Raw genomic sequence first — 22893 nt, forward strand, 5'->3', positions numbered from 1 at the left:
TCTATTCAGATTATCCAAACTTTTTGCTTAGTCCCCAACTTTTGCGCTTGATCCTTTTTTTGCTGATCTTATTGTTGTTAGTAATAGAAATCCTTTGATTCGCTGAATTGTTGCTGTAATGGTCTGTTTAAAAGGAAAAGTATATTGGGTTTCCGGAAAATAGGATCATAGAAGTTACCATCTTAAAAATAAAGAATAAAAAACCGTCTTACAATTTGTAAAACGGTTTTAATTTTTCATAAAAGTTTTTTAAACCTGATATCCAAGCAGCTTTCTGATCTGATAGAAGAATCTTTCAATCAGCCTCAGATCCTGTGTTACAATTTCTGCACTGCCTCTAAGCTCTTTATCGAATGTAAGTGTTTTGTTGTAGCTCGTTTTTAATCCTTTTGGTAAAATTACATCTACATAGTAATTTCCTTTCTCATCAGGAATAAGAGATATGTTCTGTACCTTTCCTTCGATGATACCGTATTCCTGGAATCGGTAGTTATCCAGTTTAATCAGTACTTTTTCACCTGGAGTTATTTTTCCTGAATTTGTTGTAGGAACAGACATTCTGCCCACTAATTGTTCTTTATTTTCAGGAAGAATAGAAAGGATGGGTTCACCTACTTTTACAAACTGATTCTCACCAAAGAACTGCTGGAAGCTGGCAACACCATCCGTGGATGAGATAACAAGATAGTTCAGTTCCCACTGTTTTAGAGATTTTCGCAGCTGTTCAAATAACTGCAGAGTCTGAGATGAATAATTAATTTTATCTTTTTCAGTATTGATTGTCGTTCCGCTTTTTGTCTTATTAAGGTTTGAGATACTTTCCTGCATTTGAGAAAGAGAAATATTGATGTTTTCTAAATTTTGCTGAGCCTGAAGATATTTCAGTTTTTCACCTTCCAACTCTACTGCAGCGATAACTCCTTGATTAAACAAATCTTGTGAACGTTTGTAATTCTTTAGAGTAAGCTCAGTTTTTGCAGCTTCGAGATTTCTTTGTTGTTTTAAAGTGGTTATTCTGTTTTTTGATTCTAAAATACTTTGATTGGCAGCGAGGTTTTCAGGAGCGTAAGGTTGTAATCTTGTAAATAAATTCTCATCCTGAAAAGCCTTCGCAAAACTGTTGTAATCACTTTGCAGTTCACCAAGTTTAAAATGAGAAACCTGTTTCACAGGAAAAGAAAGCAGCTGATCTGATGCAATTGAATCTACAATTTTTTTTAGCTCTAAAACGTCCTTATAATTTGCAGTCGACTGTAAAACCATCATTAAATCATCTTTTTTTACTTTCTGATGATCTTTAATAAAGATTTTTTCGATTTTTGAATTACTTCTCGCTTCAATTTTCTCAGGTGGATTCTGGGAAGTCACAATAATAGGAGCCGGTACGAATTCGGGATATTTGATGATATAACTCATTATCATAATCATGATGATAATTATGAAAATCATAGTATTTCCCCATCGAATCATCCAATTAGGAGGTTGCGTAAGAATATCCTGAACGCTTTCTGAGCGGAGTTCTATGTTGTCTAAAATATCTTTCTTAGTTTCCAAGTTCTAATTGATTTTTAACAAGTCTGTAATATTCACCTTTTAAAGCAACCAATTCTGCATGATTACCTTCTTCTACCACTTTACCTTTATCTAAGACAATAATTTTATCGGCATGTTTTACGGTTGATAATCTGTGTGCAATCACAATTGCCGTTTTGCCTTTAAAGAACTGTTCGAGGTTTTCCATAATTACTTTTTCGTTATTGGCATCAAGAGCAGAAGTAGCTTCGTCGAAAAAGATGTATTCCGGAGATTTATACACCGCTCTGGCAATGAAGAGTCTTTGCTTTTGTCCGCCACTTACACCAAGTCCTTCATTTCCGATTTTTGTGTTGTAGCTTAATGGTAGTTCTTCGATGAAATCTTTGATATTAGCAATTTCTACTGCTTTTCTCAATTTCTCTTTGTCAATATAATCTTCTCCTACAGCAATATTTTCTGCAATCGTATCGTTAAAAATATAACCGTCCTGCATCACGACGCCACAATGATCTCTCCAGAATCTAGGAGAAATATTTTTTAATTGGGTATTTCCTATTCTTATGTCTCCTGCATTCGGTTCATAAAATTTCATGAGTAGTTTTAGAAGGGTAGTTTTTCCGCTTCCACTTGCTCCAACTATGGCTGTAGTTTTTTGGTGTGGTATAGTTAAATTTAGATTTTCGAAAACAAACTGGTCGGAACCAATATACCTGAACGACATATTTTCTATTTTGATATTTTTTTGTGGAATTTCAGAAGCGTATTGTTCCTCTACATTTTCTTCATCATCTTTGTCGTGAATCTCACCCAATCTTTCCAAAGAAATTTTTGCATCCTGAGTTTGCTTGATGAAGTCTATGAGTTGTAATAATGGACTGTTCAGTTGTCCGATAATATATTGTACGGAAAGCATCATCCCCAAAGTCAGATTTCCACTAAGAACCAATTTTGCAGAAAGAAAGCTGACCAGAATATCTTTCATTTGGTTGATGAAATTCCCCCCGACAGACTGCCATTGTTCTAACGACAGCGATTTTATTCTTAATTTAAATAGCTTTACTTGTAAAAATTCCCAACCCCAGCGTTTTTGCTTTTCAGCGTTGTGCATTTTGATCTCTTGCATTCCGTTGATAAGCTCAATTACTTTACTCTGCTCTTGAGAAACCTGCGAAAATCTTTTATAATCTAATTCTTTTCTTTTATTGAGGAAAAAAGTAATCCATGTAACATACAGAATTGCTCCCACTAGGTACACTATAAACAACCTGTAATCATAAAGAAGTAGCACAATACTGAATATGATAAGGTTGACAAGAGAGAACAGAGTATTTAAAGATGAACTTGTCAAAAGTTGTTCAATTCGATGGTGGTCGTTGATTCTTTGCATAATGTCTCCCGTCATTCTAGTATCAAAGAAACTTATAGGAAGTTTCATTAATTTTATGAAAAAATCAGAAATAATAGAAATATTAATCCTTGCAGAAAGATGAAGCAAAATCCAACTTCGGATGACTTCAATTCCCATTCTGCCTACAAAAAGCATCACCTGTGCAAGAAGTACAAGATAGATAAAATTTATGTCCTGATTCTGAATTCCGACATCCACTATGCTTTGGGTAAGAAAAGGAAGAATCAGCGAAAGTAAACTTCCCGCAAGCAAGCCTACTGCCAACTGAAAAATCAGCGATTTATATTTCAGCAGATATTTTGACAGAAAAGAAAAACTTGCTTTGCTTTCCTCATTTTTAAAATTGCTTTTAAAAAATGCTGGAGTGGTTTCTAGTAGTAGGGCAATGCCTTCTTCGGTATTTTCATTAGCGTTTTCACCAATCCAGAATTTGATAAACTCTTCTTTGAAATAGGTGATTAAGCCGTAGCTGGGGTCAGAAATATAGACTTTTCCTGATTTATCAATTTTATAAACAACAACAAAATGATTTTTATTCCAATGAACAATACATGGTAATGGAACGTCTTCTTGTAAGATTTTGAAGTTTATTCTAATCCCTAAACTTTTTAAGCCCATATTTTCAGCCGCATTACTAAGCCCTAACATAGAACTTCCTTCTCTGGTAGTTTCTGTAATGCTACGTATTTGTTCCAAAGGAATGGTTTTACCATAATGTTTGGCAACTATTCGCAAACAAGTGGGGCCACAATCTTTGGCATCGGGTTGTTTATAAAACGGGAACTTTTTCAAAGTAAATCTATTCGGAAATTATTTATTATACATCAGAAATCATTTTGCATTTTCTTTTACAGATTCAAAATCTTGACAAGAATTAACTTTATACCATTTCTCATTGGAATAATGAATATCTGTATTGGAAAAACAGCAATAGCGGAATTTACACAATTTACATTTTTCAATTAAATCATTACTAACTTCCCATTTTTTCTGAAATTCAGGACTTCTAAATACTTGGCTTATTGAAGTTGAAGTATCCGATAGATTTCCAAAATGCTCTTGATGATTTATATAATTTCTGATGTAACCAAATTCATCAATACAAATTTTACGATTAAGAGCAATGTTATATTTCTTTGATTCCATAAAACTCTTCAAAGTAAAAGTGAAATTTGAACGAACAAATTTTTCAGTCCAGTTTAACTCTTCATCTTTTATTCTTTTTATTAGTACATAATTCTTATCTTCTTCTGTTTTAAATTGCATAGAACCTAAATAAGTTACAGAAGTAATTCTAATATTGTGGTTGAAAAAGTCCGTAGAAAATATATTCTCAAAAGAGCTTGGAACAACAACATCAATACATTTTAAAAAAGAATTTGTTGTAGAATTAAAAATATTTAAAATTTCCTCTGATGTAATATCACTATCGGATTTAATGGAAAGCATCAACATTTGACATCCTAATTGATTTAGTTCATTTATTACTTCAATATAATCATAATTAGTAGAAGTACCTATTTCTAAAATAGCTGAATAGCATTCATTCTCAAAATATATATCTTCGCTAATTTTAGGAAAATTTGTGGGACTGTCAGTTAAAAAACATACTTCCTCAGTAAGGAAATAATCAATTATATTAATTATGTCATTTCCAAATTTTGATATTAGAAAATCAATCCTTTTTCCATCAATTTCTTTTAGTAAGTTATATGCAGTTTGACTGATAGAAAGGAGTTTCTGTCTTGATAAATCATATATGAGATAGCCATTATCTCCATCAACTAAATAACAGTCTGTAAAAACTCTTAAATATTTATTTTTATTCATAATTCAAAATTACTGTCGTATTTTGTTTATAGTATTCTCTGACTACATATTGATTAGTATTTATCCGTGAATTTTGAGCTAAAAAAATTTTCCTAGTGTTATTATCATCTGAATAATCAAATGAATCAATTAAAATATTGTTAAGGGATAATTTTTCAAGTGAAATTTTCGAATTAAGAAGTTTTTTCTTCATCTCTGGTTAAATATTTATATATGTGATACTCTATATTATAATTACAAGGCTTGCTGACCATTCCAAATTGTCCGACTGAGTTGATTTCTAAAAAATAATATTTTCCATTTTTACCTTTGATAATATCAATTGAACCCGTATTAAATCCTATTATTTTTAACAGTTCTTTTATTTTTATAGTCAATTCTTCAGGTAAAGTAAAAGGAATATTTCTATTAGGTTTTTCTCGATCGTATCTTCTGAAATCTACAGCGGTTTTTTCGTTGTTCTGGGAGAATATAGCCATGCTGTAGTAGTTTTCTCCCATAACAAAAGTTCTGATTTCAAAATCTTTTTCTATCTTTTCTTGTACCAAGCTCGGTGAGAAATAATTTGGTATTTTGTCTAGTATAGAATCCGTCAATTCATTTGTGTAAGATATGTGTCTTTGTTTTAAGTCATCGTCCATAGCAGCTACTGGCTCAAAAATTGATTTAGTTATTAGGGAATTGTTAACCTCTTTTTGAAATTCTAATATTTGTTTTTTTGTAGAAATTACTTTGGTTCTAGGAGTGCAAATGCCTAATTTGTTTGCTATAGATAGAATTTCTAATTTGTTCACTCTAGTTTTTAATCTATTTCCTAATATGACCGAAGCTTGTACAGAATTGAAAATATAACTGTAAAGTTCTTTTAATTCCGATTTTTGATTTGATCTTATTTTGTGGAGAAGAAATTTAGAGATACCTGACTCAGTTTCGTCAATTACCATGTTTTCAAGATTAGCACTGGGTCTTCTAAACCAAATCGAAGTAAATTCTTCCGTAAAGTTTTCATCATTAACTTTTTTTTCACCTGGAATACTTATGTCAATACTATCGAAATTAAAATAGTCTATATATAGATCATTATTACGTTCTATTATTTTATATGAATCAAGATTTAATCTTTTAAAAGACACACCATATCTATAAAACCAGCTACAAACTTCATCTGAAGATACATCACTATCTTGAGTTACAATTAAATGTTTTGCCATTGATTGTTATTTTAAAATAAAATTACCTCTATCTACAAATAAGAATTTGCTATAGAGGTAATTAATTGCAAATTAGCTCCTGCTAATACTAATCTGGACTTATATCACCCGAAGTACCAGTTTCAATGACCCAGCCTAAAAAATTCACATAATGATGGGTGGTGTAAAGACAATCTCCACCACCTTTGATTGAATCTAAAGTTTCAATCTCTTTAATTTTGAAATCTTCTAATTTTAACATAATGAATGATTTAAATATTAACTCTTCACTTAAAGGGGGCAGAGTATTCCCTATTATAAATATCTGCAGTTTATTGTAATAATGTAAATGTAAAACATATTGTGAGAGACAAACTCCATTTAATTATGACTGGAGTCGTCTACGTGATTATATGTTGTGTTGTTAATTCGGATTGAACTGAATATTAAAATTCTTTAAATAATCCTCTATTGGTTCCATTCCCATTTCTTTTCTTCTTTCGTTCACAGTTTCAGGATTTTCTAATTTATACAATTTACCATTTTCTATTTGCGAACCATATATTTGAGGTTTTCCGTCGTCCATTAACATCCTATCTTTCATCAATGCGTATTGTTGTTTAGATAAGTCTCCATTTTTTACCGCTTTTTCTATATATGGAAAATACTTTTTTCTGATTTGTTTAGTGCTATGTTGTAGCCCCAGCCATATTGCATCCATTTGTTTTTGACCAACCTCCTTTAATGTTGGCATACCACACTTTTCAATAATGCTAATCACTAACTCTTGATTCCTATGATCTTCTTTAGCGTATTTGATGAAGTCATTTGATTTTCTTATCCGTTGGTCACTTTCTAAAACTTCGCTCAAGATTTGAACTTTTTTGCTGCAATCGACTTCAATAATATCTACTGAACCTACATAGACAAATTTATCCTTATTCATGTAAAGGAATATTGATATGATTAAAACAAGAGCGGTTAATATGCTAAATAATACTTTTTTTATTTTCATTTCTATTTTTTTGTCTTATTCCAAAATAGATTGACCATTTTTGGTTAAAAATTAATTGTTCCCAAAGAATAGGAATTATTTTTAAGTATCGGAATAAAATTTGAATATTTTTTTCTTGCTTGGCCGAAAAAAGTTACTCAGATTTCCTTACCGACTTTTTCCCAACAACATCATCATTTTTTGAATCTATATTATATATATACAAATGTGAAAATAAATAACAAAAAAAAGTGTGATTCATATCACACTTTTTAACAATTATCTTATTTGTATTAATTATGAATAATTAGCTTTCTACAAAATTATCTTTTTGTTCCGCACATAGGTTTCACGGCTAATTCCTAAAAGAGAAGCTAATAATGTGTCACTTAATTTATGTATCAAGTGAGGAAATTCTTGTTTAAGGTGGACTAGTTTCTTATCAAGATCAAATGTATTTAACGCTTCAAAGCGTTTTATATGTAATGCGTTATATTCTTCTAGTATATCTGTGTATATGCTTTTCAAATTAGATGAAGATTTCATCAATATATCAAAATGATCCCTTGTAATACAAAGTATTTCACTATTTCCTAAGCATTCAATTGTTTCATTGTTTTCTGTAAAACCTCTAAAACTTCCAATATTAGTTAGAAATCTGTTTTCCCAAGCAATCATTCTCGTGATTTCTTTTCCTTTATCGTTAGAATAATACGCTCTTAAAAAACCACTGTTAATAAAAAATAGTTTGTTGCAGGGAGAATTTTTTTCAATTAAAATTTGTTTTTTCTTTACTTGTAATGGTGTGAAATAATTTTTAATGTTTTTCTTTTCCAACTCTGATACAGTTCCATACTTCTGGAGAAAATTAATTAGTTGTTCGTGTTTCATTTGTGTCTTTTAGTCAATAGTTTTATTTTGATATTAACGAGCGATCTTAGTGTTTATTTCTCATCATAAAAAATAAAGGGCATGAATTAACAACACCCTTCGTTCAGGTTCTGACAAAACCCTCTCAAGAAATGAAGTAAAACACGCCCAATCGGGTGCATTTCACAGTCGAATTTCTTGAGATATTTAAAATTGTCAGATTTTGAACAAAGAAAATGAGCTGTTAAACGCAGTATGTTATTTAAAATATATTCCTTTTTATCTACATATAAAATTTCTGTTGTTTGTTATATTTACAAATGTAGAAAGAAAAAACTAGTTTTACATTTTATGAATATTGAATCCGGGACAGAAAATAACATAAAGTCAACTATAATAAAATCCAAGTCTAAGATTTGGGTTTTATTTTGAAAGAATTTCTCACCGTACACAAAATTTTCTTGTTTATAAAAGAACTATTGTGTAACGAAAAAGGAGTTCGTACCTTGTTAAAAATCAAAACATAACAAAACAAACTCCTATGAGCCAAAGCCCATACAAAAGTATTTTAAAATTTCTAACCCAACAACACGAAGTAAAAAAAACACTCAATTATACAACCGTTTTTTGACTTTATCTATGATGATATCCTCTTGTATCATTCAGAAATCCTGTCATTTGGAATCATTGACGTCAGATTTTTCAGATGCGACGAACAAAGAAAGTAAAATCAAAAAAGTAAAACGCTTTTTGGATAGCAAATGGAATGATTACAAGGACTATTATCTTCCTTTTGCAAAAGAATTTTTGAGCACTATTGCTTCTCAAAAAGAACTTATTTTCATTATTGATGGGACTCAAAGTGAAGGAAATTGCGTTATTTTAATGCTTTCTGTGGTTTGGAAAGGGTATGCAGTTCCGGTGGTTTGGCTGGTTAAAGAAGGAGAAAAAGGACATTTTTCAGAAGAAAAACACATAGAACTCTTAGACGCAACCAAAGAAATCATACCTGAGGGTACTCGGAATATTCTTTTGGGAGATGGAGAATTTGATGGTAAAACATTACGCGAGACCTTGGAAGCAACAGATTTTGAATATGTATTGAGAACCAGCAAGGATAAACTCATCAAGAATGAATGCAATGAAACAGACCGCTTTGAGAGGCAAACCAATGGCTTTGAAAACGGGCAGTATTGGTTTGGAAATGCAAGTGAAAATGCTCACGCAGTTTATTGTAAATCAAAGGAATATCAAGATCCTATTTACCTTTTAACCAATTTGGAATTGGCGGGTTTGGCTTGTGCATACTATAAAAAACGTTTCAAAATAGAACTTCTCTTTAAGCAGTTGAAATCAGCTCACCTACAGCGTTCAAAACTTCAAGGAGAAAAACGATGCAGCAACCTGATGATGATCATTGCTTTTGCATTTGTATTCTGCTTTTGTTTGGGGATTGCCTTAAAAAATAAGAAAAAATCAATTATTGATAAATTCTACAGATTCGATAGAACCCAAACCATAAAACCTCTTACTTTGGCTCAAAAATGTTTAAACTCGTCCTTAGGTTTAGCCCTACGAATTTTCCAAAAATACACAAAACTTTTTTGGAAGATTTTTGTGTACGGTTAGAAATTGAAAGAAAAAGCTAAAACCCAATCACATTGTCCAATGCATCATCTACATCCTTATGAATAAAGTTGGATTGATAATTTACCGTTGTGGTAATAGAGGAGTGGCGATATAGTTTTTGCAACATCTGAATTGAATTTTTATTCCCTGAAATATTTCCAAAAGTATGTCGGGAAATATGCATCGTGATTTTTTATTGATTCCTGCGAGTTTTGCAATCCGCTTCAAATATTTGTTAAGATTTTTATCGGCATTGCTGGTGGTACTTACGATTGCTTTTTTGTTTTGCTTGTTAATGCCTTTCAATTTTGGGAAAGTATAGTCATCATTTGTAGTTTTATCTTTTTCATAATAAGAAATGATAGCCACAATTTTATCAGGAATTTTAAGTGATACCAATTTTTGATTCTTGTTCATTCGATATCGTAAACGTCCATCCTGAATTTCAGACCACTTTGTTTTCAATACATCTGCAACACGAATACCAGCCAAATAAAAACTGAACAGCCAAACATTTCGGGCATGCCATTCTTTAGAACCTAATTCCAAGTCCAAATCTTCCAGCTTTTTCACTTCTTCTTCTTCCGTTAAACCTACTTTTTGAGTTTCAGGAAATTTAATTTGAACTTTATTTCGCCCGAAAGGGTAGTGTTTGACATCAACAACTCCATCACGAATCGCAGAATTATAAATGGTTCGGATGATGATTAAATAATTGGTGATGGTTCTTTGGGAGAGTTTCTTTTCAAGAAGAATATAGGTTTGAAAAGATTTGAGAAGAGGAACTGTGATTTGCTCTAAGGGAAACTTCTCGCGTTTGAGGAAGGATTTGAAACAATTGACTCTCGGTTTGTCAGCGTTTAGTTGATTGAATTTTTTCAGTCGTTCTAAATTGTTGAGATAATGTTCGGCAACCGTAAAAAAAATGATTGTCAGCATTAATCAGTTTTTTCCGAATGGCTTTTACATCTTGTTTTTGTTTTTCCATTCCGACATCCATTTCAATTATTTTCTCTCCAGCTTCTGCAATTTTTTTTGAAATTAAATTGTTAAGCCTGACCGAATTTGGATGACTTTTCTTGACTCGTTTTGTCTTTTCATCCCAATCCGATTTATTAATATACTGTTCAAGATTAATGAAAGTAGATTTTCGGTCTTTGGTGATTCGAAGATAAATAGGATATTGCCCTTGCTTGTTTGCTTTTTTTGTAGTATTGCATTGATAGGCGACATAAATAAAAGTATTTAAGTGCTTGAAGCTTTTAAAAATTAATTAAAAGAGTTATAAACTCTATAAAGATTGTCGTTGGTATTTTGAACAAAATACAGAGTACACCGCGGCTTTATTGTATAGCCAAATTACACAACAAAAATTAGCCTTGCAAGAGAAAATGTCGAATTAATGCGGAATTTTGGGTACAATATGGGTACAACAAATAGCGGTTTATGATGGTATATCTTGGTTTATGATGAAGTTTCAAATTGATGGAAACTCCCCATTTTAGGGCAAAGTAGCCCAAAATGAGTCATCTCAAATAGGTTTCATAACCCTGAGGTCACGGGTTCAATTCCCGTCTTCGCTACAATAACCCGCAATCATTGATTTAATGATTGCGGGTTTTACTTTTAAAAGAATTGATACTTTACTCTTTAATTTTTTCAACTAAATTTTATTTTTAATAATTTCAGCCTTCTGATAGAGTATTAAGGGAATAATTATACTTTTCAGGGTTAGTACTGAGATCATTTATTCGTCTGATGTTATTATTCTTTTATATTCGCCTATTTGCTGTCTTTTTTTGCTGATCTTATTGTTGTTAGTAATAGAAATCCTTTGATTCGCTGAATTGTTGCTGTAATGGTCTGTTTAAAAGGAAAAGTATATTGGGTTTCCGGAAAATAGGATCATAGAAGTTACCATCTTAAAAATAAAGAATAAAAAACCGTCTTACAATCTGTAAAACGGTTTTAATTTTTCATAAAAGTTTTTTAAACCTGATATCCAAGCAGCTTTCTGATCTGATAGAAGAATCTTTCAATCAGCCTCAGATCCTGTGTTACAATTTCTGCACTGCCTCTAAGCTCTTTATCGAATGTAAGTGTTTTGTTGTAGCTCGTTTTTAATCCTTTTGGTAAAATTACATCTACATAGTAATTTCCTTTGTCATCAGGAATAAGTGATATGTTCTGTACCTTTCCTTCGATGATACCGTATTCCTGGAATCGGTAGTTATCCAGTTTAATCAGTACTTTTTCACCTGGAGTTATTTTTCCTGAATTTGTTGTAGGAACAGACATTCTGCCCACTAATTGTTCTTTATTTTCAGGAAGAATAGAAAGGATGGGTTCACCTACTTTTACAAACTGATTCTCACCAAAGAACTGCTGGAAGCTGGCAACACCATCCGTGGATGAGATAACAAGATAGTTCAGTTCCCACTGTTTTAGAGATTTTCTCAGCTGTTCAAGAAGCTGAAGGGTTTGTGAAGAGTAGGTAATTCTGTCTTTTTCTGTATTAATGGCAGTTCCGCTTTTTGTTTTATTCAGATTGGAAATTCCTTCATCCATTTGTGATATGGAGATTTTAATATTCTCAAGATTTTGCTGAGCCTGAAGATATTTGATCTTTTCGTTTTCAAGTTCCATTGCTGAAATAACCCCTTGATTAAATAGTTCCTGAGATCTGTTGAAGTTTTTCTTTGTCAGGTCATATTTTATAGATTCCAGACTTTTCTGCTGTTTCAAAGTAGCAATTCTTATTTTATATTCTGAAATGCTCTGATTGGCGGCCAGGTTTTCAGGAGCATAAGGCTGTAGTCTTGTAAAAAGAGCTTCATCCTGAAATGCTTTTGCGAAACTGTTATATTCACCCTGCAATTCACCCAGTTTAAATCTTGAAGTCTGGTCAATTGGAAAGGTATATAATTGATCAGGTGTGATTGAGTCTACCAGTTTTTTAAGCTCTAAAATATCTTTATAATTAGCAGCAGACTGCATCACCATGAGAACATCGTTCTTTTTAACTTGCTGATGATCTTTTATAAATATTTTTTCAATTTTGGAACTGGTTCGTGCTTCTATTTTCTCAGGCGGATTCTGGGAAGTCACAATAATAGGAGCTGGTACAAATTCCGGATATTTTATAATGTAGCTCATTAAGAGAATCAACAGGAGGATAATAAATATTACAGTGTTTCCCCAGCGGATCATCCAATGCGGGGGCTGGGTAAGAATATCCTGTACGCTTTCTGAGCGGAGTTCAATATTGTCTAAAACGTCTTCTTTCATTGTTCTGTAGTAAAATTTCCACCCATTTTTCAGGGGGAATGTAATTTAAATAATTGAAAAATTTCCATTATACCTATTCCAGTGCTGAAATACTTGAGTCGGGAGGTATTTGTAATTTCTCACTATTAATTTTTAATTTAAACTTTCAAATTTTGCATATACCATTAACTTCCTAATTCAAGCTGGTTTCTTACCAATCTGTAATATTCTCCCCTTAAATCTACCAGGTCAGCATGACTTCCTTCTTCTACCACTTTCCCCTGATCCAGTACAATGATTTTATCAGCATGTCTTACCGTAGAAAGCCTGTGGGCAATCACTACTGCTGTTTTTCCTTTAAAGAACTGTTCAAGATTTTCCATAATTACTTTCTCATTGTTGGCATCCAATGCAGAGGTGGCTTCATCAAATAAAATATATTCAGGAGATTTGTAAACTGCTCTTGCAATGAAAAGTCTCTGCTTCTGGCCTCCACTTACTCCAACTCCTTCATTTCCAATCTTCGTATTATAACTTAATGGAAGACTTTCAATAAAATCCTTGATGTTGGCGATTTCTACAGCACGCCTAAGTTTTTGTTTATCAATGTGATCTTCACCTACAGCAATATTATTGGCAATGGTATCATTGAAAACATATCCTTCCTGCATTACAACTCCACAATGATCTCTCCAGTATCTTGGAGAAATATTTTTCATATTGGTATTTCCGATTCTGATTTCACCCTGGTCAGGATCATAAAATTTCATCAACAGCTTCAATAAAGTTGTTTTTCCACTTCCGCTGGCTCCCACAATAGCTGTTGTCTGCTGATAAGGAATTGTAAGGCTTAAATTTTCAAAAACCGGGACATCAGAACCAATGTATCTGAATGACATATCTTTGATTTCGATATCTTGTTTCGGAACATCTGTAGCATACTGTTCATTTTTATCTTCTTCATCATCTTTATCATGAATTTCTCCTAACCTTTCAAGGGAAATCTTAGCATCCTGAGTCTGCTTGATAAAGTCGATAAGCTGAAGAAGCGGGCTGTTTAACTGTCCAATAATATATTGAACAGAAAGCATCATCCCCAAAGTAAGGTTTCCGCTTAAAACAAGTTTAGCAGAAAGGAAGCTCACCAGGATATCTTTCATCTGATTGATAAAGTTTCCTCCCACAGACTGCCATTGTTCTAATGAAAGTGATTTTATTCGGATCTTAAATAGTTTTACCTGTAGAAATTCCCAGTCCCATCGTTTTTGTTTTTCAGCATTATGCATTTTGATTTCCTGCATACCGTTGATAAGCTCGATGACTTTACTCTGCTCCTGAGATACCTGAGAGAATCTCTTATAGTCAAGTTCTTTTCTTTTTTTCAGGAAGAAACTGATCCAGCCGATATATAATACAGCTCCTACAAGATAAACAATGAAAAGTCTGTAATCATAAAATAATAATACAATACTGAAAATAATAAGGTTCACCAGTGAGAATAATGTATTCAGTGAAGAACTTGTAAGAAGCTGTTCAATTCTGTGATGGTCATTAATTCTCTGCATAATATCTCCTGTCATCCTGGTATCAAAGAAACTTATCGGAAGCTTCATTAATTTGATAAAAAAATCGGAGATGATCGAAATATTGATTCTTGCCGAAAGGTGAAGAAGAATCCAGCTTCGGATCGTCTCAATTCCCATTCTTCCCAGGAACAGCATGATTTGCGCAAGTAAAACTACATAGATAAAATTAATATCCTGATTCTGAATCCCGACGTCTACAATACTTTGGGTAAGAAACGGGAATATCAAGGAAAGTAAACTTCCTCCTAAAAGCCCAATGGCCAGCTGTATAACAAGTGTTTTATACTTCAGAAGATATTTGGACAAGAATGTAAAGCTGGCCTTACTTTCTTCAGCGTCAAACTCTGTCTGGAAGAATGCCGGAGTGGTTTCAAGAATCAGGACAATTCCTTCTTCTGTATTTTCGTTGGCATTTTCTCCAATCCAGGATTTGATGAATTCTTCTCTGGTATAAGTGATCAATCCATAGCTGGGATCTGAAATATATACTTTGTTGTTTTTGTCAATTCTGTATACAACAACAAAATGATTCTTATTCCAGTGTGCTACACATGGGAAAGGAACTTCTTCTGTGAGAGTATTGAAATCGATTTGAACTCCCATTGACCGGAATCCGAGGTTTTCTGCGGCATCGCTCAGGCCAAGAAGACTGCTTCCTTCACGGGTGGTTTCGGAAAGGTTACGAATCTGCTGCAGGGATATACTTTTACCATAATACTTACTTACGATTCTGAGGCATGTAGGACCGCAGTCTTTGGTATCTGGTTGCTTATAAAAAGGAAACTTTTTTTTCAAAACTACTACTCATTATAAAATGCCGTCAATGAATGACGACATTTTTGCTTTAATTCAATTATAATTCAATGAAATGGTAAACTGGAAATAGCCCCATTGATCACCGTTTTTCTACTCTTTTACCTCTTTTCAGATGGTTATTTTGTTTTTCCTAAGATAGTGAAATTTTTAAATGAAGAAGATTTATTTACTAAATCTCATCATCCTCTATTAATTCATCAATAAAGAACGAGATATCTTCACGGTCATACTTATCCGGGAACTGATATCCATTGATGATAAAGATAGGAGTAAAGCTTAATCCTGCGTTACTGTTTTCTTTAGACATCTCTACCAACGGATTCAGATTTTCTGAGTTTACTTTTCCTCCGGAAAGTGCATTGATTTTGCTTTCATCTTTAGTCTCAAACCACTCTTCTACAGCATGTAAAAATTCTTTTTCAGGTTTATTATGGTAAATATAAGTTAAATCTGAAATAAGCTGCGTGTATTTTTCAGGAGCTCTGTCCGGGCTGTAATTGAATCTCATCTGCAATGAAATATCATCAGGATATTTTTCCAAAAGACCTTCCACCAGTTTATGTGCATCTTTACAGAAACCACAATATGGATTGGAAACGATAGAAATACGAAGCTTGGCATCTCTTTTTCCAACGGCGAAAGTTTCAGTATCCTGAAATTCTATTTTCGGATTTTGTTCCATCTGATTTTTGAAAAGTTCATAGTTTCTCTTGAATCTGAGATTTTTTGCATTCGATTTTTGCAGCGCCTCTTTTTGCTCGAGAAGAGTGTTGAAATAAATAACTGCAGAAAATACAAGAGCCCACAGAATGACAGTTAATAAAAGAGTTCCCGCACTGAAAGACAGATTCTCAAAAAATAAACTGCTTATTACAATTTGTCCTGCAAGGATTGAAATAATTAAAAGACATACTCTGCAAAATGTTTTTTCTACAAATGCCTGGATATACAGAGAGTATCCTATTGCCAGTACAGAAACGAATGTAAAACCTTTTACGATATACGCTGTAGCTGGTAAGAAAAGACCCAATACCGCAAGTCCTGCAAAATAGATCAGAGAAAAATCTGCAAATTTTAACCCTAGAATACTGGTTTTATCTTGTTTTATAATCTTATCACATGAGTTGGCTGTCTGGTTTGCAGCAGCACCTCCGCCTCCACATATACTACCGATCACAGTAGAAGTATTTCCGAATTTCTGATTGAAAATTTCCAGAGAAATATAAACTCCTGCTAATGAAAGAATATTAAATAGAGCTTCGTAAATGGTTTGGCTGATAAAAGAATAAGCAAGAACAGCAGCGAAAATGATATAAAGAACCGGTTTGAAATTGAAAGCCAGTTTGCTTTCTGCATTTTCTGTTTTCTCAAACAGAAGTACGAAATCTGTTGACTTATTATAAAGCTCTTCTTTACCAAAGGTCTTTGCTTTTTCCGAATATACTGAATAATTGCTTCCTGACTTTTTTACCAGGGAAAATGAATTCTCAACAATGGCAATAAATTCTTCCGGAAGTTCGTCCCAATATTCTTTGTCTAGTTCGTAAGCGTCATTTTTTACTCCCATAAAGTTCAGAGTGTCACTAAATGCCAGTGCAGATGGGTAATTGGGATGGGAATTGAACTGGAAGATAAATTCCTGTTTATCGAGTTTTAAATGGTTAATTAGTTTGTCAAAAATCATATTAATATTTTTATCTAAAATACACAGATGTTTTAAATATACAAAAAATATTTTCCTTTATTAGTGAGATATGAACGGGTGTTGGTAGATTTTATTTGATCTTCAGTATTTTATTCTATTAGATTTAGAGTTTTACGATATAGTATAGTACTGATATTAATAATGAGCAGTCTCATCTCATCTCCCAGGTATGAGTTTGTTTGTATTATTACAAGCTGTAACCATCTTTTTTGATGTGAATTACAGATTCTGTTGTAAAGAAAGAACTTTGATTTCAATATTCTGATATTTGAGAGTTTTCAGGGGGAAATATATCTTTAGCTTCCTTTTGTGAATTTTGGAATAAAAAAAACAGGTTTAATAATAGCTAAAAGAATGATGGGTATATTTTAATTTTTTGAATTTGAAATTTTAGAAATATTCTATACAATATAGGAGATAACTCTAATTTTTAAAATAGGTAAAACTGGATGAAATTGAAATGTTTTTTATTTAAACAAATGTTTTATTTTTTAAATTTTTCATAGCTTATACGACTTTTAACCTTGTTTTGAGTGTGGGATGTCGCTATTTTGCATGATTTGTGACAAGATAAAATGAACTCAAAAAAACTTAAAAAATCATAAAGTTTTCATAAAGTTTTAAAAAAGGATAGAAATGTTTTTGTATTTATAAAATATGTCGTACTTTTACATCGCCTTGAATGAGGGAACAAGTCAAGGTAATAAATTTTTTTTCATCATTTGTGTTTTTAGAATCGTATCGCCTGATACGATTCTTTTTTATTTATGATTCGTAATGTAAGAGCAGGTCAATAAAGTAAGAATAGGTAACAGAACCTTCCTGCTGATTGCTTTTCAGAAACAGATTGTTAGTAAATCCAAAGAACTCATCCAGCCATCCCTGATGCTGAAGAACGAAACTTTTTTCATACGCACGGTCTCTTTTCATGGCAGGGGAATACTGATGAAGAATATTCTTTACAAACTGAGGGTCTTCCTCTACAATAAACCTTAAAAGGCTTTTTAAAGTAAAAAATTCAGTACTGTATCTCAATTCCGGATTGCTGGAATGAATACCTAATAGATACCCTACAAAATTGGCCTCCTGTTCTCTGGCAAAACCCAATTGGTGAGAGGTTTCATGGGCAGTAGTGAAAGGAATGAAACTATGAGGCAATTCAGAGTTATACTGAGCTTCTGCTGTAAAAGGATTATAATACCCGAGAATGCCGGTAAAACTCATTACATTTTTGAAGATACTAGGTTTAATGTTCAGGAACTGAGGAACTTTTTTATCCGAAATATAAGAAGGAAGCTTTGTCTGTTGATACAGAATTTCCTTTTGAATAGAGGTGAGATCAGTAATGATAAATACTCCCTTGCTGTCTTCCTGTACAAACTGTCGTGTTGCCCTGCATTTTTCAAGATAAACAAGAGCCAGTTTTTTTGCTTTTTCTACATCCGGTTCTTTCTGGCTCGAAAGTTTTTTAATAATAGGAGTCTGGAAATATAACATTCCCCAAAATACCTGATAAATAAAATAAAAGACATTAATGATGATCAGGAGCTTTATCATCGAATTGTTTCTTCGCTGCTTCCCGAATAAAGAAATTAAATAATATAAAAGAAAGCCTCCCAATATAATATAAATCAAATCTCCAATAGAAAACGGAATCCAGCTGAACAGTATCTGATGGGCTTCTTTCTGAAGTTCAAAAAAGTTTTCAAAAAAAGAAATCATTACTTTGGATTTTGAGAATCCATAAAACAAAAGAAATTGGGCAAGTAATACACCTGCCCAAAATCTCTTTTTCTTATATATGTTTGTTACTATATTAATGACCATTACCTTTAGATACTTTATCCAGATCAATGCCCTGGGCTTTCAGAATCCCACTTACACGGATCGCATAGAACGCAAGATAAGCAAAACAAATAACCCCTACGATATAACTGAAATGAATATTGGTAATATCTGCAATATAACCCTGTATAAAGCTTACAATACCTCCACCCATAATCATCATAATAAGGTATCCTGAACCCTGGTTGGTGTGCTTTCCAAGTCCGTTGATAGCCAGTGCAAAGATACATGGCCATAGCGTAGAACAGAAAAGACCTACACTCGTAAATGCATACACAGATACCATTCCGGTAGTGAACATCCCGATAACCAATGCTGTAATCCCTGCCAAAGAGAAGATCAGAAGCATTCTTGCCGGGTTTCCTTTACTTAAGATATCACAGATAATCATCGCAATGATGATGAATCCATAAACATAGAAAGGAGAAAGATCGTGGTTCGCAATAGCGTTTACGAATAAAAATAGACAGAACGCAAGATAAGGAGCTAAGAATCTTAATATCTTTTTGAATCCTGCATTTACGTCAAATGCTTCTACAGCACCTGTCCAACGGCCAATCATCATGGAGGCCCAGTATAAAGAGATATAAGGTGCTACATCTTTTGTCTCAAATCCTAGATTTTTTTCCATATAAGCAGGAAGGTTACTCGCTGTGGATACTTCCACTCCTACATAGACGAAAATGGCGATCATTCCCATAACCAATTGAGGGTACTGGAAAGCCGAAGTTCTGTGCTCTCCCGGAGTTGTATCATCGGTATTCTCAATATTCGTTGGGGTTACTGCAGGAAGTGAAGAAAACTTAAGCATTAAAGCCACCAAAGCAAAAGCTGCTCCTAATATAAGGTAAGGTATTTTTACACTTTCTATACTCGCCTCTGTATTGGCGGCACTTGCAGAACCGAAAATAGCAAATGCAACGATAAGCGGTCCAATGGTAGTTCCTAAGTTGTTGATTCCTCCTGCCATTGTTAATCTCTGAGATCCTGTTTCTGTAGGACCTACTTCAATAGCAAGCGGGTTGGCAACAATCTGCTGGAGAGAGAATCCTAAACCTACAATAAATAATCCGGAGATCATTAAAGGGAAAGAATGCATATTGGCGGCAGGATAGAATAATAACGTTCCCAATGCGGAAATCAGAAGCCCCACAATAAGCCCGTTTTTATATCCGATTTTATTAATCAAATCCTGTTTAAGACTCTTTGATACAAGCATATAAATTAAAGAACCTACAGTATACGCTACATAAAAGCATATCTGTACCAGCATACTTTCCGTTTGGGATAGATTGAAGGCTTTTTGAAAAACAGGGATCAGAATATCATTACTGGCTGCTACAAATCCCCAAAAGAAGAATACAGTAACCAATGGAATGAATTGGGCCCAATTGGTTTGTTTAGAATAATTTGACATATTTATTATAGATTTCACAAACAAATATAGCTATTTCCTTTCAACGGAATGCCTGATTAAGGTTTTTTTTATTTTATCATAAGCCTCTGCCTTTAAGTCTTTTGGCGAATCTGTAGGCTCAATGATTCCATTGAAGTATACCTTTACTCTTCCCGGATAGCCTTTTGAGTTTTCAAAAGGGAACATTTCCTTGAGTCCCACAAAGGTATAAACAGCTATAGGGGAATGATGTTTTGAAGACAGCATAAATGCACCGTCCTTAAAATCATCCAGGATAATAGAAGTGTCGTCAGGCACACCGCCTTCAGGAAAAATGGCAATACTGTTGCCTTCCTCCATCTTCTCGGCACATCTGCGGTATACATCTGCACGGCTTTTTGCACTTGCTCTGTCTACCATTACACATATTCTTTTATATATGGTTCCGAAAATAGGAATCTTCACCAGCTCTTTTTTTCCTACAAAACATATCGGATGGTCCGGAAACAAAATGCATACAAGCATAATATCCATGATGGATGTATGGTTGGAGATAAAAACATAAGGGATATTTTTGTCTTTTTCCTGTTCCGAAAGCTTAATCAGGTCATATCTGAAGCCCATTCCGTAGAACATACCGAAACACCAGACCCTGACTAGTTTATAGCCGTATTTATAATGCTTTTTATTAAAGGATAAAATGTAAACCGGAATCCCGATACTTACCGTCAGAAAAAATGCCAACAGCAGCAGCCAGAATCTCCAGAGATAATTTAAAATTTTTGTCACAGCTTAACCGTTAAAAATTACTTTCTTTTTTACCGAATAATTCAGAATGGAAACCAGTAATATTGCGGCAATTTTACTAATCATTTCCGGGCTTAAGGTATAAAAAAATAAATTGATATTATCTTTAAATATGAAGCTGTAAAATATTTGGAAAAAACCTAAGCTGAGTACTGTTGAAAAAAAAGAGACTACCATGAAATAAGCAAACTCTTTTCTCTTGGAATGTTTTCCTCTTTCAAATACAAACCAGATGCTCAGAAAGTAATTGGTAATAATCCCACAGCTCGTAGAAAAAATGTTACTTAAAGGATAATGTACTCCATAGAAGTTGGTCTCCTTTACAAAGAAGTGCGGAAGATAGGTGCTGAAAATCTTAAAGCTGCCTATTTCTACAATGGCACTCAGCCCTCCTGCAATGATGAAGAACAAAACCTGTTTCTGGCGTAAGAGTATTTCTTTCATTTAATAAGTATAAAACTAAAATCTTTGTACATATCGGGCAGCCTGCCGGGTTGGTTAATCTCTCACCAGATAAACATCTTAGAAAATTTCTTCTGTTCATAATGGTTTTGAAATCCCAACAGTTATATAGCTTCACAATATGAATATGCAAATTTATAACTATATGTTAAACACTGAAAAAAGTTGTTAAAATATTTTTTTTAATAAAAAATATGTCTAATTTTAGTATTCAGAATGATGTAATTAAGACCTGATAATAAATTCATTTTCAACTCCTTGTGTTGATGGTTTTTCTATCTTGTAGTGCGCGGTTAAGAGCATATACTCCAATTTTTTATGACCCAATTAATAATAATATTTGTATGAAACGTCAAAACAAATACAGAAAATTCCAGCTTCAACAGAAAAATATTGAGGCTCTCGAGAAAGAAAATTCCCGCTTCAAAAGAGTGTATTCAGAATATGAAAATATGTCAAATGAATTGTGGAATCTTGAAAACTCCAATGGAGAACCAGTACCTGATGATTTTATCAATGCAATGGTATTACAGACTTCCTATCTGGAAGATGAAATAGAAGACTGGCTTTTGCAATTCAACGAAAAAAAAACACAAATCAAGCATTAATGATTTTAGACAGCTTCCAGGTTGTTTTTAAATGCTAATTGAAGATAAATTCATAATTTAGCAAGCTTAAATTAAAATCTAAAATATGGTTGCTATTGTAGATAGTGGTTCTACTAAATCGGATTGGGTAATACTTGATGACTTTAAGAAAGTTTTTCTGAAAACAGAAACAATTGGTTTCAATCCGAATTTTATCAACAGAGAACTTATCGCTCCTGAAATACAGAAAAATAGCAATCTGATATCGGTTAAGAATTCAATTACCAAAGTCTTTTTTTATGGTTCCGGATGCGGTGTGAAAAAAAACTGCGAAACCATAGAAGAAGAGCTGAAAAAAGTTTTTGGAAAAGCAGATATTATAGTAAAGGAAGACCTGATGGCTGCAGCATATGCAGCGTACAGCGGAAAACCTGCTATCGTGTGCATTCTTGGCACAGGATCTAATTCCTGTTTTTTTGACGGTGAAAATGTAAAGATAGAATTGCCTTCGCTGGGATTCCTGATCGGAGATGAAGGAAGCGGTAGTGCTATCGGAAAGCAATTGGTACGCAGATACTTTATGAAAAAACTGCCTGCAGATCTTCATAAAGAATTTGAAGCAGATTATCATCTTACCGTAGAAGATGCATTGAAAAACATGTATCATACTCCAAGACCCAACGCATATCTGGCGAATTTTACCAAATTTGTAATCGAAAGAAAAGACCATCCTTATTTCAAAGACATGGTGTTTGAAGAAATGAAAAGTTTCTTCGAATATCAGGTTCTTCCTTATAAGGAAGCGCATGAAGCCGAGATTAATTTTATCGGCTCCATCGCTTATTATTATGAAAATACACTACGTTCTGTAGCTGCAGAACTTAATTTAAATGTGGGACATGTTGTGCAGAAACCAATTGAAAGCTTAGTAGATTACCACATTAAATATATACTTTAACAAAAAA

Annotated in this window: 19 protein-coding genes; 3 read left to right on the forward strand and 16 right to left on the reverse strand. The window is 33.1% G+C overall.

Annotated features, from left to right (window positions below):
• Positions 1 to 249: 249 nt before the first annotated feature.
• The 7 genes from ACODR7_RS19415 to ACODR7_RS19445 form a co-directional block, all read right to left on the reverse strand.
• Positions 250 to 1554, reverse strand: a complete 1305-nt coding sequence (locus ACODR7_RS19415) for an HlyD family secretion protein (protein WP_488841676.1) — start codon at positions 1552 to 1554, stop codon at positions 250 to 252.
• Entirely contained in the window at positions 1544 to 3736 is a 2193-nt protein-coding gene (locus tag ACODR7_RS19420; protein WP_488841678.1) for a peptidase domain-containing ABC transporter, read from the reverse strand. Before ACODR7_RS19420 ends, ACODR7_RS19415 begins: the two co-directional genes overlap by 11 nt.
• Positions 3737 to 3775: 39 nt before the next feature.
• A complete protein-coding gene (locus ACODR7_RS19425) occupies positions 3776 to 4774 on the reverse strand; it encodes a hypothetical protein (protein ID WP_488841680.1) in 999 nt (332 codons plus the stop codon).
• A gap of 173 nt (positions 4775 to 4947) precedes the next feature.
• Complete coding sequence (gene gwsG / locus ACODR7_RS19430) at positions 4948 to 5985, reverse strand: grasp-with-spasm system ATP-grasp peptide maturase (RefSeq protein ID WP_488841682.1); 1038 nt, start codon at positions 5983 to 5985, stop codon at positions 4948 to 4950.
• A gap of 88 nt (positions 5986 to 6073) precedes the next feature.
• On the reverse strand, positions 6074 to 6226 hold the full coding sequence (locus tag ACODR7_RS19435; RefSeq protein ID WP_488841684.1) for a hypothetical protein: 153 nt from the start codon (positions 6224 to 6226) through the stop codon (positions 6074 to 6076).
• Positions 6227 to 6388: 162 nt separating this feature from the next.
• Entirely contained in the window at positions 6389 to 6979 is a 591-nt protein-coding gene (locus tag ACODR7_RS19440) for a DUF6624 domain-containing protein (RefSeq protein ID WP_488841686.1), read from the reverse strand.
• 294 nt (positions 6980 to 7273) lie between these two features.
• Positions 7274 to 7849 (reverse strand): Crp/Fnr family transcriptional regulator, encoded by a 576-nt coding sequence (locus ACODR7_RS19445; protein WP_488841688.1) that lies wholly within the window; start codon positions 7847 to 7849, stop codon positions 7274 to 7276.
• A gap of 657 nt (positions 7850 to 8506) precedes the next feature.
• Between ACODR7_RS19445 and ACODR7_RS19450 the strand changes: the two genes are divergently transcribed.
• Positions 8507 to 9457 (forward strand): transposase, encoded by a 951-nt coding sequence (locus tag ACODR7_RS19450; RefSeq protein ID WP_488841690.1) that lies wholly within the window; start codon positions 8507 to 8509, stop codon positions 9455 to 9457.
• An 81-nt stretch (positions 9458 to 9538) separates the two neighbouring features.
• Here ACODR7_RS19450 and ACODR7_RS19455 read toward each other — a convergent pair whose 3' ends face one another.
• The 9 genes from ACODR7_RS19455 to ACODR7_RS19495 all read right to left on the reverse strand — a co-directional run bounded on the left by ACODR7_RS19455 (position 9539) and on the right by ACODR7_RS19495 (position 21323).
• Positions 9539 to 10396, reverse strand: a complete 858-nt coding sequence (locus ACODR7_RS19455; RefSeq protein WP_488841692.1) for a tyrosine-type recombinase/integrase — start codon at positions 10394 to 10396, stop codon at positions 9539 to 9541.
• Complete coding sequence (locus ACODR7_RS19460) at positions 10311 to 10727, reverse strand: Arm DNA-binding domain-containing protein (protein WP_488841715.1); 417 nt, start codon at positions 10725 to 10727, stop codon at positions 10311 to 10313. Before ACODR7_RS19460 ends, ACODR7_RS19455 begins: the two co-directional genes overlap by 86 nt.
• Positions 10728 to 11446: 719 nt before the next feature.
• The gene (locus ACODR7_RS19465) at positions 11447 to 12745 is read right to left on the reverse strand and encodes an HlyD family secretion protein (RefSeq protein ID WP_488841694.1); all 1299 of its coding nucleotides are present in this window, start codon (positions 12743 to 12745) and stop codon (positions 11447 to 11449) included.
• Between the two features lie 164 nt (positions 12746 to 12909).
• Positions 12910 to 15105 (reverse strand): peptidase domain-containing ABC transporter, encoded by a 2196-nt coding sequence (locus ACODR7_RS19470; protein ID WP_488841696.1) that lies wholly within the window; start codon positions 15103 to 15105, stop codon positions 12910 to 12912.
• A gap of 190 nt (positions 15106 to 15295) precedes the next feature.
• Positions 15296 to 16810 carry a thioredoxin domain-containing protein gene (locus ACODR7_RS19475; protein WP_488841698.1) on the reverse strand — a complete coding sequence of 505 codons (1515 nt, stop codon included), beginning with the start codon at positions 16808 to 16810 and terminating at the stop codon, positions 15296 to 15298.
• A gap of 786 nt (positions 16811 to 17596) precedes the next feature.
• Positions 17597 to 18553: a DUF3810 domain-containing protein gene (locus ACODR7_RS19480; protein ID WP_488841700.1), complete on the reverse strand. Its 957-nt coding sequence runs from the start codon at positions 18551 to 18553 to the stop codon at positions 17597 to 17599.
• Between the two features lie 94 nt (positions 18554 to 18647).
• A complete protein-coding gene (locus ACODR7_RS19485) occupies positions 18648 to 20093 on the reverse strand; it encodes an MFS transporter (protein WP_276966218.1) in 1446 nt (481 codons plus the stop codon).
• A gap of 30 nt (positions 20094 to 20123) precedes the next feature.
• Positions 20124 to 20861 carry a lysophospholipid acyltransferase family protein gene (locus tag ACODR7_RS19490; RefSeq protein WP_488841703.1) on the reverse strand — a complete coding sequence of 246 codons (738 nt, stop codon included), beginning with the start codon at positions 20859 to 20861 and terminating at the stop codon, positions 20124 to 20126.
• A gap of 3 nt (positions 20862 to 20864) precedes the next feature.
• On the reverse strand, positions 20865 to 21323 hold the full coding sequence (locus tag ACODR7_RS19495) for a GtrA family protein (protein WP_488841705.1): 459 nt from the start codon (positions 21321 to 21323) through the stop codon (positions 20865 to 20867).
• A 362-nt stretch (positions 21324 to 21685) separates the two neighbouring features.
• Here ACODR7_RS19495 and ACODR7_RS19500 point away from each other — a divergent pair, with 362 nt between their 5' ends.
• Positions 21686 to 21949: a hypothetical protein gene (locus ACODR7_RS19500; protein ID WP_488841707.1), complete on the forward strand. Its 264-nt coding sequence runs from the start codon at positions 21686 to 21688 to the stop codon at positions 21947 to 21949.
• A gap of 85 nt (positions 21950 to 22034) precedes the next feature.
• Complete coding sequence (locus ACODR7_RS19505; protein WP_488841709.1) at positions 22035 to 22886, forward strand: ATPase; 852 nt, start codon at positions 22035 to 22037, stop codon at positions 22884 to 22886.
• Positions 22887 to 22893 lie beyond the last annotated feature (7 nt).

The sequence above is a fragment of the Chryseobacterium sp. FG46 genome (genome assembly GCF_057809135.1).

Excerpts from the sequence above, each read along its gene's own strand:
- ACODR7_RS19495 (WP_488841705.1), bottom strand. The coding sequence starts at position 21,323 with ATGAAAGAAATACTCTTACGCCAGAAACAGGTTTTGTTCTTCATCATT.
- ACODR7_RS19455 (WP_488841692.1), bottom strand. The coding sequence starts at position 10,396 with ATGCTGACAATCATTTTTTTTACGGTTGCCGAACATTATCTCAACAAT.
- ACODR7_RS19475 (WP_488841698.1), bottom strand. The coding sequence starts at position 16,810 with ATGATTTTTGACAAACTAATTAACCATTTAAAACTCGATAAACAGGAA.
- ACODR7_RS19465 (WP_488841694.1), bottom strand. The coding sequence starts at position 12,745 with ATGAAAGAAGACGTTTTAGACAATATTGAACTCCGCTCAGAAAGCGTA.
- ACODR7_RS19445 (WP_488841688.1), bottom strand. The coding sequence starts at position 7,849 with ATGAAACACGAACAACTAATTAATTTTCTCCAGAAGTATGGAACTGTA.
- ACODR7_RS19485 (WP_276966218.1), bottom strand. The coding sequence starts at position 20,093 with ATGTCAAATTATTCTAAACAAACCAATTGGGCCCAATTCATTCCATTG.
- gwsG (WP_488841682.1), bottom strand. The coding sequence starts at position 5,985 with ATGGCAAAACATTTAATTGTAACTCAAGATAGTGATGTATCTTCAGAT.
- ACODR7_RS19480 (WP_488841700.1), bottom strand. The coding sequence starts at position 18,553 with ATGATTTCTTTTTTTGAAAACTTTTTTGAACTTCAGAAAGAAGCCCAT.
- ACODR7_RS19435 (WP_488841684.1), bottom strand. The coding sequence starts at position 6,226 with ATGTTAAAATTAGAAGATTTCAAAATTAAAGAGATTGAAACTTTAGAT.
- ACODR7_RS19440 (WP_488841686.1), bottom strand. The coding sequence starts at position 6,979 with ATGAAAATAAAAAAAGTATTATTTAGCATATTAACCGCTCTTGTTTTA.
- ACODR7_RS19425 (WP_488841680.1), bottom strand. The coding sequence starts at position 4,774 with ATGAATAAAAATAAATATTTAAGAGTTTTTACAGACTGTTATTTAGTT.
- ACODR7_RS19500 (WP_488841707.1), top strand. The coding sequence starts at position 21,686 with ATGAAACGTCAAAACAAATACAGAAAATTCCAGCTTCAACAGAAAAAT.
- ACODR7_RS19505 (WP_488841709.1), top strand. The coding sequence starts at position 22,035 with ATGGTTGCTATTGTAGATAGTGGTTCTACTAAATCGGATTGGGTAATA.